The 15,801-nt window shown below is 72.0% G+C and carries 1 protein-coding gene (running past one end of the window); it reads left to right on the forward strand.

The annotated features are described in order from the left end of the window. Positions 1 to 15,633 carry the 3' portion of a type I polyketide synthase gene (locus tag OG936_RS38400; RefSeq protein ID WP_331755247.1) on the forward strand. 12,708 nt of this gene lie to the left of the window's left edge, so the window shows 15,633 of its 28,341 coding nt (coding positions 12,709-28,341); its start codon lies beyond the left edge, outside the window; its stop codon occupies positions 15,631 to 15,633. Positions 15,634 to 15,801: the final 168 nt, after the last annotated feature.

Below are 15,801 nucleotides of genomic sequence, written 5' to 3' on the forward strand. Positions count from 1 at the left end.
GGGGCGACCGTGCTGCGGGTGGCGATCCGTCCCGAGGGCGAGGGCTTCACGGTTCAGGCGGCGGACGGCACGGGTGCGCCGGTCGCTCTCGTGCGTTCGTTGGTGTCGCGTGCGGTGTCGGCGGAGCAGTTGTCGGCGTCCGGGCACGCGGCGGACGACGCGCTGTTCGCCGTGGAATGGGTGCCGGTTCCGGTATCACCTGGGATCACCGCTGTCACCGAAGAGGACTCGGCGGAGGCTGCGGCGTGGACGGTGCTGCCGGCCGGTGACGGTCCGGTGGAGCAGGTCCTCGGCGAGGTGCTGCGTGGTGTGCAGGAGTGGCTGTCGGACGAGAGCACGTTCGGCTCTCGTCTGGCGGTCGTGACCCGGGGCGCGATGCCCGTGGGCACTGCGGACGTCGTGGACCCGGTGGGTGCGGCGGTGTGGGGTCTGGTGCGCTCGGCGCAGTCGGAGCACCCGGACCGGATCGTGCTCGTCGACACCGACCCGGCCACCGACGACCAGGACGCGGACCTGACGCTGCTCGCCGGTCTCGACGAGCCGCAGGTCGCCCTCCGCGACGGTGCGCTGCTGGTGCCTCGGCTGATGCGGGCCGGGGGTGCTGCGCAGTCTGTGCCGCTGGACGGTGACGGCACGGTGCTGATCACCGGTGGCACCGGAACGCTCGGAGGGCTTCTCGCCCGCCACCTGGTCACCGAGCACGGCGTCCGTAGCCTGCTTCTGCTGTCCCGCCGGGGCGCGGACGCGCCCGGTGCGGCCGCACTTGTCGCGGAGCTCGCCGAACTCGGGGCGCAGGCCGGCATCGTGGCGTGTGACGCGGCCGACCGTGATGCCCTCGCGGCCGTCCTCGCGGGCGTTCCCGCGGAGACTCCGCTGACCGGTGTCGTTCACGCGGCGGGTGTCCTCGACGACGGCATCTTCACCGCTCTGACCCAGGAGCGTCTGGAGACGGTGCTGCGGGCGAAGGTCACCGCCGCTTCGAACCTGGACGAGCTGACTCGCGACAGCGATCTCGCCATGTTCGTGCTCTACTCCTCGGCGTCGGCGACGTTCGGGACTCCGGGCCAGGCCAACTACTCGGCCGCCAACGCCTATCTCGACGCCCTTGCCGTCCGACGTCGTGCGGAGGGTCTGCCCGGCCTGTCCCTTGCCTGGGGCCTGTGGGAGCAGGCAAGTGGCATGACCGGCGGACTCGCCGAGACCGACCGGACCCGGGTGACCAGTGCTGGTAATGCCCTGTCCACGGAGCAGGGTCTTGCTCTGTTCGATGCGGCGTTGGGGCTGTCGGTGGCGCATGTGGTGCCGGTCGGTCTGGATCCGGTGGCGGTGCGGGCGGCTGGTGAGGTGCCTGCGTTGTTGCGTGGTCTGGTCGCTGGTGGGGTGCGGCGTGGGGTTGCGCAGGCGTCGGGTGCGGGCTTGGCGTTGGCGCAGCGGTTGCGGTCGATGCCTGGTGCTCAGCGTGCGCAGGTGTTGCTGGAGTTGGTGCGCGGTAGTGCGGCGGCGGTGCTGGGGCATGCTTCGGTGGATGCGGTCGGTGAGCGTCAGGCGTTCAAGGATCTGGGCTTCGATTCGCTGACGGCGGTGGAGTTGCGGAACCGGTTGACGGCGGCGACGGGGTTGCGGTTGCCGGCGACGCTGGTGTTCGACTATCCGAGCCCGGTGGTGCTGAGTGATCACCTCCTCTCCGAGTTCTTCGGTGGGTTGGAGGCGGCCGGTGAGCCGGTGCGGCCTGTGAGTGTGGCCGGGGCCGATGAGCCGTTGGCGATCGTGGGTATGGCGTGCCGGCTGCCGGGTGGGGTGACCTCGCCCGATCAGTTGTGGGATCTGGTCGCGGGTGGGGTGGACGGTTTGTCGCCGTACCCGGTTGATCGTGGCTGGCCTGCGGATCTGGCGGGCCGGGGTGCGGGTGTGGGCGGGTTCGTCGATGAGGCGGACCGGTTCGATGCGGCGTTGTTCGGGATCTCGCCGCGTGAGGCGCTGGCGATGGATCCGCAGCAGCGGCTGCTGCTGGAGGCGGCGTGGGAGACGTTCGAGTCGGCGGGGATGGATCCGCGTTCGTTGCGGGGTCGCAGTGTGGGTGTGTTCGCGGGGGCGTTGTCGTCCGGGTATGTGGCCGGTGGTGAGGGTCATGTGCTGTCGGGTGCGGCGAACAGTGTGATCTCGGGTCGGGCGGCGTATGTGTTCGGTCTTGAAGGGCCGGCGGTGACGGTGGACACGGCGTGTTCGTCATCGTTGGTGGCGCTGCATCTGGCGGGTCAGGCGCTGCGGTCGGGTGAGTGCGACATGGCGCTGGCCGGTGGTGTGACGGTGATGGTCTCTCCGGCCGCGTTTGTGGAGTTCGATCGTCAGGACGGGCTCGCGGCCGATGGCCGGTGCAAGGCGTTCGCGGGTGCGGCGGATGGCACGGGCTGGGCCGAGGGCGTGGGTCTGCTGCTGGTGGAGCGGCTGTCGGATGCCGAGCGCAACGGGCACAAGATTCTTGCCGTGGTGCGGGGCAGTGCGATCAATCAGGACGGTGCGTCGAACGGTCTGACCGCGCCGAACGGTCCCTCGCAGCAGCGGGTCATCCGCCAGGCCCTGGCCAACGCCCGACTGACCGGCACGGACATCGACGTCGTCGAAGCGCACGGCACCGGCACCCGGCTCGGGGACCCGATCGAGGCCGGGGCCCTGTTGGCGACCTACGGCCAGGAGCGCGGCGAGGCCGATGAGCCGCTGTGGCTGGGTTCGGTGAAGTCGAACATCGGTCACACGCAGGCGGCCGCGGGTGTCGCGGGCCTCATCAAGATGGTGATGGCGATGCGGCACGGCGTGCTGCCGGCGACGCTGCACGTCGACGAGCCGTCACCGCAGGTGGACTGGTCCGCCGGCGCGGTGGAACTGCTGACGGAATCCCGCGCCTGGCCCGAGTCGGACCGTCCGCGCCGCGCGGGTGTCTCGTCGTTCGGCATCAGCGGCACCAACGCCCACGTCATCCTGGAGGCGCCTCCCGCCGCACAGGCCGTCGAGGCGCCGCGGGTGCGTGCCGCGCTCCCTGCTCCGGTGCCGTGGGTGGTGTCGGCGAAGTCCGAGCCCGCGCTGCGGGCGCAGGTGGAACGGCTGACGTCGTTCGTCGCGGAGCAGCCGGAGCTGGACCCCGTGGACGTCGGCTGGTCGCTGGCGACGACGCGGACCGCGCTGGAGCACCGTGTAGTGCTCGCCGCCGGCGGTGATGTGCTGGCCGCAGGCACGGCCACTGAAGGGCGGACCGCGTTCCTGTTCACCGGCCAGGGCTCGCAACGCGCGGGCATGGGGCTGGAACTCCATGAGGCTTTCCCGGTGTTCGCGGAGGCGTTCGACGCTGTCTGCGCCCGGCTCGACGTCCGACTGGAGCGCCCTCTCCGGGAGGTCCTCGCCGACGGTGTCGACCTTGATCAGACGGCGTGGGCGCAGGCCGGCCTCTTCGCGCTCGAAGTCGCCCTGTTCCGGCTGGTGGAGTCGTGGGGCGTGAGCCCGGATGTGCTGCTCGGCCACTCGCTGGGTGAGATCAGTGCGGCGCATGTCGCGGGCATCCTCGACCTGGACGACGCCTGCACCCTGGTCGCCGAGCGGGGTCGGCTGATGCAGGCGCTGCCTGCGGGTGGCGGGATGCTGGCCGTCCAGGCGGCGGAGGCCGAGGTCGCCGATTCCGGCCTGGACATCGCCGCCGTCAACGGCCCCAATTCCGTGGTTCTTTCCGGCGACGTGGAGGCCGTCGAGCGCTACGCCGTCGCGTGCAGAGAGCGTGGCCTGCGGTTCAACGTCCTGTCGGTGTCGCACGCCTTCCACTCGGCGCTGATGGAGCCGATGCTGGACGAGTTCGCGACAGTGCTTGCCGGGCTCACGTTCCACCCGGCCCGGATTCGCCTCGTCTCCAACCTCACCGGAGCCGTGGCCGAACTTGGTGCCATGCAGGAGCCGGGGTACTGGCTGAACCAGGTCCGCGGCACGGTCCGCTTCGCCGACGGCGTCACCGCCCTCGCGGCGATGGGCGTGACCCGCTACTTGGAGCTCGGTCCCGACGGAGTCCTGTCGGGCATGGCTCAGGACACCGTCACTGAGGCCGAGTTCATCCCTGTCCTGCGCAAGGACCGCGACGAGACGGACACCGCCCTCACCGCCCTCAGCCGCCTGTGGGCCTCCGGGGCAGCCATCGACTGGACGACGGTGTTCGCCGGCTGGGGCGGCCGGACGGTCGACCTGCCCACCTACGCCTTCCAGCGCGAGCGGTACTGGCCGCTGCCTGACATGGGCGCGGGAGACCTGGCTGCTGTCGGCCTGGCGGGTGCGGGCCATGCGCTGCTCGGTGCGGCGGTAGAACTGGCCGGCGGAGACGCGGTGGTGCTGACCGGCCGCCTCGCGCTGGGTACCCAGCCCTGGCTGGCTGACCACGTCGTGCTGGACCAGGTCGTGGTGCCGGGTGCGGCGTTGGTGGAGATGGTGCTGCGGGCCGGACAGGAAGTGGGCTGCGGTCTGCTGCGGGAGCTTGTCCTGCGGGCCCCTCTGGTGCTGCCAGAATCCGGTGGCGTGCAGGTCCAGGTGAGCGTCGGCGGATCGGACGAGTCCGGAGACAGGCCGGTTCAGATTCATGGCCGGCTGGACGGCGCGGAGGAGTGGACGTTGCATGCGTCGGGCTTCCTCGCTGTGTCGCAGACGCGGGTGCCTGAGTTCGGTTTGAGTGTGTGGCCTCCGCAGGGTGCGGTTGCGGTGGAGGTCGACGGGTTCTACGAGTCGTTGGCCGGGGTGGGCTTCGGTTACGGTTCGGTGTTCCAGGGGGTGCGGGCGGCCTGGCGTGACGCGTCCGGTGTGTATGCGGATCTGGTGTTGCCGGAGCCGGGTGTGGGGCAGGTCGACGCGTTCGGTATTCATCCGGCGCTGCTGGATGCCGCGTTGCATCCGGCGAATCTCCTGTCCCAGGGCTCCGGCAAGTCCGGAGAGCCGGGGGAGTCGGGGCCGCGGTTGCCGTTCGCGTGGTCGGGTGTGGAGTTGTTCGCGGTCGGGGCGACCGTGCTGCGGGTGGCGATCCGTCCCGAGGGCGAAGGCTTCACCGTGCAGGCGGCGGACGGCACGGGTGCGCCGGTCGCTCTCGTGCGTTCGTTGATGTCGCGTGCGGTGTCGGCCGGGCAGTTGTCGGCGTCCGGGGGCGTGGCGGACGACGCGCTGTTCGCCGTTGAGTGGACTGCGTTGCCGCCGGGCAGTGCGTCCGGTGATGCGGCGGAGGCTGCGGCGTGGACGGTGCTGCCGGCCGGTGACGGTCCGGTGGAGCAGGTCCTCGGCGAGGTGCTGCGTGGTGTGCAGGAGTGGCTGTCGGACGAGAGCACGTTCGGCTCTCGTCTGGCGGTCGTGACCCGGGGCGCGATGCCCGTGGGCACTGCGGACGTCGTGGACCCGGTGGGTGCGGCGGTGTGGGGTCTGGTGCGCTCGGCGCAGTCGGAGCACCCGGACCGGATCGTGCTCGTCGACACCGACCCGGCCACCGACGACCAGGACGCGGACCTGACGCTGCTCGCCGGTCTCGACGAGCCGCAGGTCGCCCTCCGCGACGGTGCGCTGCTGGTGCCTCGGCTGATGCGGGCCGGGGGTGCTGCGCAGTCTGTGCCGCTGGACGGTGACGGCACGGTGCTGATCACCGGTGGCACCGGAACGCTCGGAGGGCTTCTCGCCCGCCACCTGGTCACCGAGCACGGCGTCCGTAGCCTGCTTCTGCTGTCCCGCCGGGGCGCGGACGCGCCCGGTGCGGCCGCACTTGTCGCGGAGCTCGCCGAACTCGGGGCGCAGGCCGGCATCGTGGCGTGTGACGCGGCCGACCGTGATGCCCTCGCGGCCGTCCTCGCGGGCGTTCCCGCGGAGACTCCGCTGACCGGTGTCGTTCACGCGGCGGGTGTCCTCGACGACGGCATCTTCACCGCTCTGACCCAGGAGCGTCTGGAGACGGTGCTGCGGGCGAAGGTCACCGCCGCTTCGAACCTGGACGAGCTGACTCGCGACAGCGATCTCGCCATGTTCGTGCTCTACTCCTCGGCGTCGGCGACGTTCGGGACTCCGGGCCAGGCCAACTACTCGGCCGCCAACGCCTATCTCGACGCCCTTGCCGTCCGACGTCGTGCGGAGGGTCTGCCCGGCCTGTCCCTTGCCTGGGGCCTGTGGCAGGAGGCCAGCGGTATGACCGGGCATCTCCGGGACCAGTTGTCCACGGGGACGTCCACGGAGCAGGGCCTTGCGCTGTTCGATGCGGCGCTGGGGCTGTCGGTGGCGCATGTGGTGCCGGTCGGTCTGGATCCGGTGGCGGTGCGGGCGGCTGGTGAGGTGCCTGCGTTGTTGCGTGGTCTGGTCGCTGGTGGGGTGCGGCGTGGTGTTGCGCAGGCGTCGGGTGCGGGCTTGGCGCTGGTGCAGCGGTTGCGCTCGATGCCCGGTGCTCAGCGTGCGCAGATGCTGCTGGAGCTGGTGCGCGGCAGCGCGGCGGCGGTGCTGGGCCACGCCTCGGTGGACGCGGTCGGTGAGCGTCAGGCGTTCAAGGACCTGGGCTTCGACTCGCTGACCGCCGTCGAACTGCGCAACCGGCTGACGGCGGCGACAGGGTTGCGGCTGCCCGCGACGCTCGTGTTCGACTATCCGAGCCCGGTGGTGCTGACCGACCATCTGCTGTCGGAGTTCTTCGGCGGCGCGGAGGCGGTCGGGGAGCCGGTCCGGCAGGTGAGCGCGGCCGGGACCGATGAGCCGCTGGCGATCGTGGGTATGGCGTGCCGGCTGCCCGGGGGTGTGACGTCGCCCGAGCAGTTGTGGGACCTTGTCTCCGGTGGGCTGGACGGTTTGTCGCCGTTCCCGACGGATCGTGGCTGGCCGGCCGAGTTGGCCGGTCGGGGCGCCGGTGTGGGCGGGTTCGTCCATGACGCGGACCGGTTCGACGCGGCGTTGTTCGGGATCTCGCCGCGTGAGGCGTTGTCGATGGATCCGCAGCAGCGGCTGCTGCTGGAGGCGGCGTGGGAGACGTTCGAGTCGGCGGGCATGGATCCGCGTTCGCTGCGGGGTCGCAGTGTGGGCGTGTTCGCGGGGGCGTTGTCGTCCGGGTACATGGCGGGTTCCGAAGGGCATGTGCTGTCGGGGGCGGCGAACAGTGTGATCTCCGGCCGGGCGGCGTATGTGTTCGGTCTGGAGGGGCCGGCGGTGACGGTGGACACGGCGTGTTCGTCGTCGCTGGTGGCGTTGCATCTGGCGGGGCAGGCGCTGCGGTCGGGTGAGTGCGACATGGCGCTGGCCGGTGGTGTGACGGTGATGGTCAGCCCGACTGCGTTCGCGGAGTTCGACCGGCAGGACGGATTGGCGGCCGATGGCCGGTGCAAGGCGTTCGCCGCGGGTGCGGACGGCACGGGCTGGGCCGAGGGCGTGGGTCTGCTGCTGGTGGAGCGGTTGTCGGATGCCGAGCGCAACGGGCACAAGATCCTCGCGGTGGTGCGTGGCAGCGCGGTGAACCAGGACGGTGCGTCGAACGGTCTGACGGCGCCGAACGGGCCGTCGCAGCAGCGGGTGATCCGCCAGGCCCTGGCCAACGCCCGGCTGACCGGCGCGGATGTCGATGTGGTGGAGGCGCACGGCACGGGCACCCGACTCGGGGACCCGATCGAGGCACAGGCGCTGCTGGCCACGTACGGCCAGGACCGTGACGAGTCCGGTCCGCTGTGGCTGGGGTCGGTGAAGTCGAACATCGGCCACACGCAGGCAGCCGCGGGTGTCGCGGGCCTGATCAAGATGGTCATGGCGATGCGGCACGGCGTCCTGCCGGCGACGCTGCACGTGGATGAGCCGTCGCCGCAGGTGGACTGGTCGGCGGGCGCGGTGGAACTGCTGACGGAGGCGCGTTCCTGGCCCGAGTCGGACCGTCCGCGCCGCGCGGGCGTCTCGTCCTTCGGTATCAGCGGCACCAACGCGCACGTCATCCTCGAACAGGCTCCCGAGCCGGACGCTGTTCCGGTTGCCGCGACGCTGCAGGTGCCGGGGCCGGTGCCGTGGATGATCTCGGCGAACTCGGAGTCCGGGCTTCAGGTCCAGATCGAACGCCTGAGGTCGTTCGTCACCGGCCGACCGGAGCTGTCCCCGGTGGACATCGGCTGGTCGCTCGCGACGACGCGCGCCGCTCTGGAGCACCGTGCGGTTCTGTCCGCGGACACGACAGTCGCCACGGGTACCGCCCGCGAGGGTCGGACGGCGTTCCTGTTCACCGGGCAGGGTTCGCAGCGTGCCGGTATGGGCCTGGGGCTGTATGAGCGGTTCCCGGTGTTCGCCGAGGCGTTCGACGCGGTGTGCGCCCGGCTGGACGCTCGACTGGAGCGTCCGCTGCGGGAAGTTCTGACCGACGGCGCCGACCTGGACCGGACGGCGTGGGCGCAGGCCGGCCTGTTCGCCCTCGAAGTCGCCCTGTTCCGACTGGTCGAATCGTGGGGTGTGACCCCGGATGTGCTGCTCGGCCACTCCCTCGGTGAGATCAGCGCCGCGCATGTGGCCGGCGTCCTCGACCTCGACGACGCCTGCACCCTGGTCGCCGAGCGCGGCCTGTTGATGCAGGCGCTGCCCGCGGGCGGCGGCATGCTCGCCGTCCAGGCGACCGAAGCCGACGTCGCCGACTCGGGCCTGGACATCGCGGCGGTGAACGGTCCGAACTCCGTGGTGCTGTCGGGTGATCTGGACGCGGTCGAGCGCTACGCCGCCGCATGCGCCGAGCACGGCCTGCGGTTCACCGTCCTCTCCGTCTCGCACGCGTTCCACTCCGCTCTGATGGAACCGATGCTGGACGCGTTCGCGGCGGTGCTGGACGGGCTGACGTTCCACCCGGCCCGGATCCCGGTCGTCTCGAACCTGACCGGCGACGTGGCCGGCCCCGGGTTGATGCAGGAACCCGGATACTGGCTGCGTCAGGTGCGGCAGGCGGTCCGCTTCGCGGACGGTGTCGCGACGCTTGACGCGATGGGCGTGACCCGCTGCCTGGAACTCGGCCCGGACGGTGTGCTGTCGGGCATGGCCCAGGACGCGGTCACCGGTGCCGAGTTCGTCTCCGTCCTGCGCAAGGACCGCGAGGAGACCGACACCGCTCTCACCGCCGTCAGCCGCCTGTGGACCTCCGGTACGCCCATCGACTGGACGGCGCTGTTCGCCGGGTGGGGCGGCCGGACGGTCGACCTGCCGACCTACGCGTTCCAGCGTGAGCGGTACTGGCCGGAATCTTCGCCGGCGGCCGCTGCGGGCGGCGGTGGTGACCTGGTCGATGCCGCCTTCTGGGACGCGGTGGAACGGGAGGACCTGGCAGAACTCGCCGGCCTGGAGTCGGCGTTGCCGGCGCTGTCCGCGTGGCGTCGGCGTCATCAGGAGCGTTCCACGGTCGACTCGTGGCGTTACCGGGTGACATGGCGTCCGCTGGACGGTCTGCCGTCGTCGTCGCAGGCGCTGTCCGGGGTGTGGGCGGTTGTCGGCACCGAGGACCCGGAGGTGTCCGCGGCCCTGTCGGCGGCGGGCGCGTCGGTGGTGGGTGTTCCGGTGGAGGAGGTCTTGGCTCTGCCGGGCCTGGCGGGTGTGGTCCTGGTCGCCTCGGGTGTGGCGGAGATGCTGTCCGTCGTGCAAGGGTTGGCCGGGGTGGACGCGCCGTTGTGGGTGCTGACCCGGGGTGCGGTGTCGGTGGGTGGTTCGGACCGGTTGGGCGATCCGGGTCTGGCGGCGGTATGGGGTCTGGGCCGGGTCGCGGCGCTGGAGATCCCGGGCCGCTGGGGCGGCCTGATCGACCTGCCGGCCGAGCTGGATGCGCGGGCGGGCGCCCGCCTCGCGGGCATCCTGGCCGCCGGTACCGCCGGCGGCGGTGAGGACCAGGTCGCGGTCCGCGGGTCGGGGGTGTTCGGGCGTCGTCTGGTGCGTGCGGTGCCTGCTGCGCCGGAAGACACGTCGTGGAGCCCGGACCCGTCGGGGACGGTGCTGGTCACGGGCGGCACCGGTGCGCTGGGTGCCGAGGTCGCGCGGTGGCTGGCGGGCCGGGGTGTGCCGCATCTGCTGCTGACCAGCCGCGGCGGTGTCGCGCCGGAGGGTCTGGTCGACGAGCTCGCGGGGCTGGGCGCGCGGGTGACGGTGGCTGCGTGCGATGTGGCCGACCGGGAGGCTCTGGCGGCGGTCGTCGCGGGCGTGCCGGACGATGTGCCGCTGACGGGCGTGGTCCACGCGGCGGGTGTTCTGGACGACGGGTTGCTGGAGGGCCTGTCGCTGGAGCGTCTGGCGTCGGTGATGGCGCCGAAGGTGGACGGTCTGGTCAACCTGGACGCGGTGACGGCGGAGCTGCCCGTCGAGTGGCTGGTGGTGTTCTCCTCGCTCGCGGGCTCGGTGGGCAGCGCGGGTCAGGGCAACTACGCGGCTGCGAACGCGTGTGTGGACGCGTGGGTGGAGTGGCGTCGCGGTCGTGGTCTGCCGGCGGCGTCGGTGGCGTGGGGTCCGTGGGCCGAGGAGGGCATGGCGGCTGACGGTGTGGTCGTGGAGCGGCTGCGGCGTGGCGGGGTCCGCCCGCTGGACGCGGAGCTCGCGCTGCGCGTCTTCGGCGAGGCGATCCGGTCCGGTGACGCGGATGTGACGGTTGTGGACATCGACTGGGAGCGGTTCGTTCCGGTGTTCACATCGGCACGCCCCAGCCGTCTGCTGGCGGACCTTCCGGAAGCGGCCGCGGTCGCGGCGGCTCTGCCGGCCGGCTCGCGTGGGCCGAGCCTGCGGGAACAGCTGGAGGGCCTGCCGGACGGCAGGCGCCGCCAGGTCCTCCTCGACCTGGTCCGGGGGCAGGCCGCCGCCGTGCTCGGACATGCCGGGGTGCAGGCGGTGGAGCCCGGCCGGGCGTTCCGGGAGCTGGGCTTCGACTCGCTGATGGCGGTCGAGCTGCGCAATCTGCTGTCCGCGGCGACGGAGTTGTCGTTGCCGACCACCCTCGTGTTCGACCACCCGACACCTGACACCCTCGCCGACCACCTCCGCGCGGAGCTGACCGGTACGGGAGCGGCGGTCGCGTCCGGTGCGCCGGCACCGTCGGCGGGAACCGACGAGCCGCTGGCGATCGTCGGGATGGCGTGTCGCTTCCCGGGCGGAGTGGGATCGCCCCAGCAGTTGTGGGACCTGGTCTCCGACGGGGTGGACGGGCTGTCCGTCTTCCCGGTCGACCGGGGATGGCCGGCGGAGGTGTCCGGCGTCGCGGGCGGCGTGGGCGGATTCGTCCATGATGCCGGCGAGTTCGATGCGAACCTGTTCGGGATCTCGCCGCGTGAGGCGCTGGCGATGGACCCGCAGCAGCGGCTGCTGCTGGAGGCGGCCTGGGAGGCGTTCGAGTCGGCGGGGATGGACCCGCGGTCGCAGCGCGGCCGCAGCGTGGGCGTCTTCGCCGGCACCAACGGCCAGGACTACGGGCAGGTCCTCGCGGCGTCGCAGGACACCGGTGACGGGCACGCTGCCGTGGGGAACGCGGCGGCGGTGCTGTCGGGCCGGGTCTCGTACGCCTTCGGGCTGGAGGGTCCGGCCGTGACGGTGGACACGGCGTGTTCGTCGTCGCTGGTGGCGTTGCACTGGGCGGGGCAGGCACTGCGGGCCGGTGAGTGCGAACTCGCCCTGGCCGGTGGTGTGACGGTCATGGTCACCCCGGGCGCGTTCGTGGAGTTCGACCGGCAGGACGGTCTGGCGTCGGACGGCCGGTGCAAGGCGTTCGCGGGAGCGGCCGACGGCACGGGCTGGGGTGAGGGCGTCGGCCTGCTGCTGGTCGAGCGGCTGTCGGACGCCGAGCGCAACGGGCACAAGATCCTCGCGGTGGTGCGCGGCAGCGCGGTGAACCAGGACGGTGCGTCGAACGGTCTGACGGCGCCGAACGGTCCGTCCCAGCAGCGGGTGATCCGCCAGGCCCTGGCCAACGCCGACCTCACGACCGCTGACGTCGACGTGGTCGAGGCGCACGGCACGGGTACGCGCCTCGGGGACCCGATCGAGGCGCAGGCGCTCCTGGCGACCTACGGTCAGGAGCGGGGCGAGGCCGGCGAGCCGCTGTGGCTGGGCTCGGTGAAGTCGAACATCGGTCACACGCAGGCCGCCGCGGGCGCGGCGGGTGTGATCAAGATGGTGATGGCGCTGCGGCACGGTCTGATGCCGGCGACGCTGCACGTCGACGAGCCGTCGCCGCAGGTGGACTGGTCGGCGGGTGCGGTGGAACTGCTGACGGAATCCCGGGCCTGGCCCGAGTCGGACCGTCCGCGCCGCGGGGCGGTGTCCTCGTTCGGCATCAGCGGCACCAATGCGCACGTCATCCTGGAGCAGGCTCCGGAGCCCGAGCCGGCTCCGGTTGCCGTGCCGCGGCAGGCGCCTGGGCTGGTCCCGTGGCTGGTGTCGGCGAAGTCCGGTGCCGCGCTGCGGGCGCAGGTCGATCGGCTGACGTCGTTCGCCGCGGAACGGCCGGAGCTGGACGCCGTCGACGTGGCCTGGTCGCTCGCGACCACACGAGCCGGTCTTGAGCACCGCGCGGTGCTGTCCGGGGACACGACGCTCGCCACCGGCTTCGCCGGCGAAGGCAGGACCGGGTTTCTCTTCACCGGCCAGGGTTCACAGCGTGCGGGCATGGGGCTGGAACTCCACAAGGCGTTCACGGTGTTCGCGGAAGCCTTCGACGCGGTGTGCGCGCGGCTCGACGTCCGGCTGGAGCGTCCGCTGCGCGACGTCCTGACCGACGGCGTCGACCTGGACCACACCGTGTGGGCGCAGGCCGGCCTCTTCGCCCTCGAAGTCGCCCTCTTCCGACTGGTCGAGTCCTGGGGCGTGACACCCGATGTGCTGCTCGGTCACTCCCTGGGGGAGATCAGCGCCGCGCATGTCGCGGGCATCCTGTCCCTGGACGACGCCTGCACCCTGGTCGCCGAGCGGGGCCGGCTGATGCAGGCGCTGCCCGCGGGCGGCGGCATGCTCGCCGTCCAGGCCACCGAGGCCGAGGTCGCCGACTCCGGCCTGGACATCGCCGCCGTCAACGGCCCGAACTCCGTCGTCCTGTCCGGCACGGTCGAGGCCATCGAGCGGTACGCCGCCCAATGCGCCGAGCAGGGACGCCGGTTCACCGTTCTGACCGTGTCGCACGCGTTCCACTCCACGCTGATGGAACCGATGCTGGACGCGTTCGCGACCGTCCTGGCCGGCCTCACGTTCCACCCGGCCCGGATTCCCCTCGTTTCGAACCTCACCGGAGTTGTCGCCGAACCCGGCGCCATGCAGCAGCCCGCGTACTGGCTGAACCAGGTCCGCGGCACGGTCCGCTTCGCCGACGGTGTCAAAGCACTCGCAGCGATGGGCGTGACCCGCTGCGTCGAACTCGGCCCGGACGGCGTCCTGTCGGGCATGGCCCAGGACACCGTCACCGACGCCGAGTTCGTCTCCCTCCTGCGCAAGGACCGCGAGGAGACCGATACCGTGCTTACGGCGGCCGGTCGACTCTGGGTGTCCGGAGCCGAGGTCGACTGGACGGCGGTGTTCGCCGGTTGGGGTGGTCGGACGGTCGATCTGCCCACCTATGCGTTCCAGCGTGAGCGCTACTGGCCGGAGCCTTCGGCCACGGCTGTCGCAGGCGACGGCGGTGATCCGATCGAGGCCGCGTTCTGGGATGCGGTGGAACGTGAGGACCTGACGGAACTCGCTGGTCTGGAGTCGGCACTCCCGGCGCTGTCGGAGTGGAGGCGGCGTCACCGGGAACGCTCGACGCTGGACTCGTGGCGTTACCGCGTCACCTGGCAGCCGCTGGACGGCCTGCCCGAGACGGCGGTGCTGTCCGGTATCTGGGCGGTCGTGGGCACCGAGGACCCGGAGGTGTCCGCCGCGTTGGAGGCCGCGGGCGCGACCGTGGTCGGCCTGTCCGCCGAGGAGGTGCCGGGACTGCCTGGCCTGGCGGGTGTCGTCCTGTCCGCGTCCGGGTGGGCGGAGACGCTGGCCGTGGTGCAGTCACTGGCCGGGGTGCACGCACCGCTGTGGGTGCTGACACGAGGTGCGGTGTCCGTGGACGGTTCCGACGGGCTCGGCGATCCGGATCTGGCGGCGGTGTGGGGTATGGGCCGGGTCGCGGCGCTGGAGCTGCCGCAGCGCTGGGGCGGTCTCGTCGACCTGCCGGCCGAGCTGGACGCGCGGGCCGGTGAGCTTCTCGCGGGTGTCCTGGCCGCCGATGCGGCCGGTGCGGGTGAGGATCAGGTCGCGGTCCGTGGGACCGGGGTGTTCGGGCGTCGGCTGGAGCGTGCGGTGCCTGGCGGTGTGCCGGCCACGCCGTGGGACCCGGACCCGTCGGGCAGCGTGCTGGTCACGGGCGGTACCGGTGCGCTGGGTGCGGAGGTGGCGCGCTGGCTGGCGGGCCGGGGTGTGCCGCATCTGGTGCTGACCAGCCGTGGCGGCGTCGCGCCGGAGGGTCTGGTCGAGGAGTTGTCCGGGCTGGGGGCGCAGGTCACGGTCGCGGCCTGCGATGTGGCCGACCGGGACGTCCTGGCGGCGGTGATCGCCGGTGTTTCGGAGCAGTGGCCGCTCACCGGCATCGTGCACGCGGCCGGTCTCGACCTCCCGCAGCGGATCGAGGAAGCCACCCCCGAGACCTTCGCGACGGTGCTCCGCGCGAAGGTCGACGGGACCCGTTACCTCGACGAACTCACCGCCGGGATGCCGATCGGTCTGTTCGTGGTGTTCTCGTCGATCGCCGCGACCTGGGGCAGTGGCAGTCAGAGTGCGTACGCGGCGGGCAACGCTTTCCTCGACGCCTGGGTCCAGCACCGCCACGACCGCGGACTCCCTGGTACGTCCATCGCCTGGGGCCCCTGGGCCGGAACGGGCATGGCGGCCCAGGGCGAGGCGGAGCAGGGACTGCGCCGGCGCGGGCTGACCCCGATGGAACCGGACCTGGCGATCCGCGCCCTGGCCCAGGCGGTCGACAACGGCGACAGCAGCCTCACCGTCGCCGACGTCGACTGGACACGCTTCGCCGAAGCCTTCACCCTCCTGCGGCCCAGCCCGCTGCTCCACGAGTTCGCGGGAACGGCCGGGGCCCTGACCGTGCCACAGGAGGAGGGCGGGGCGAGCGCTGCCGATCTGCGCGCACGACTGGCTCCGCTGAGTCCTCAGGAGCAGGAGGCGGAGCTGTCGGAGATGATCCGCCGCGGTATCGGCGCCGTGCTCGGTTACAAGTCGGAGGAGGACATCGACAGGCGGCCGTTCCGGGATCTCGGGTTCGACTCGCTGACCGCGGTCGAGTTCCGCAATGTGCTGGCGAAGGACAGCGGGCTGCAGCTCGCCTCGACGGTCGTGTTCGACCATCCGACGCCGTCCGCACTGGTGCGGCACCTCCTCGACGAGCTGGGCGGGAGCGTGGCCGACGTGGCCGAGCCCATGATCAGCGCCCTGGACGAGCTGGACGCGGCCTTCGCCGCCGGTCGGACGGACGGGCTGGTCCGGGCCCGGGTGGCGGTTCGGCTGCAGGCATTCCTGGAGAAGTGGACGGCGGGCGAGCCGGCCGCCGCGGACGAGTCGCTGGCCGAGCGGCTCGACGCGGCCGGTGACGACGAACTCATCGCTCTCATCCAGAAGGAGCTCGACGAAGGAGCGGAGTAGCGGATCCGGAATAGCGGAACCGAAGGAGCAGAACCGGAGTTGAAGGACCTGAGGAGAGGGACCGGAGGGGAAGGACCGGTGTACTCAGGCCCCTGAACGCCGGGAGCGCCGTCGGGGCGGAAGCGAAGGCGCCCGCCACGGACTCGATCCGTCCGTGGCGGGCACCAG

The organism is Streptomyces sp. NBC_00846 (assembly GCF_045207325.1).
Classification (GTDB): Bacteria; Actinomycetota; Actinomycetes; order Streptomycetales; family Streptomycetaceae; genus Streptomyces.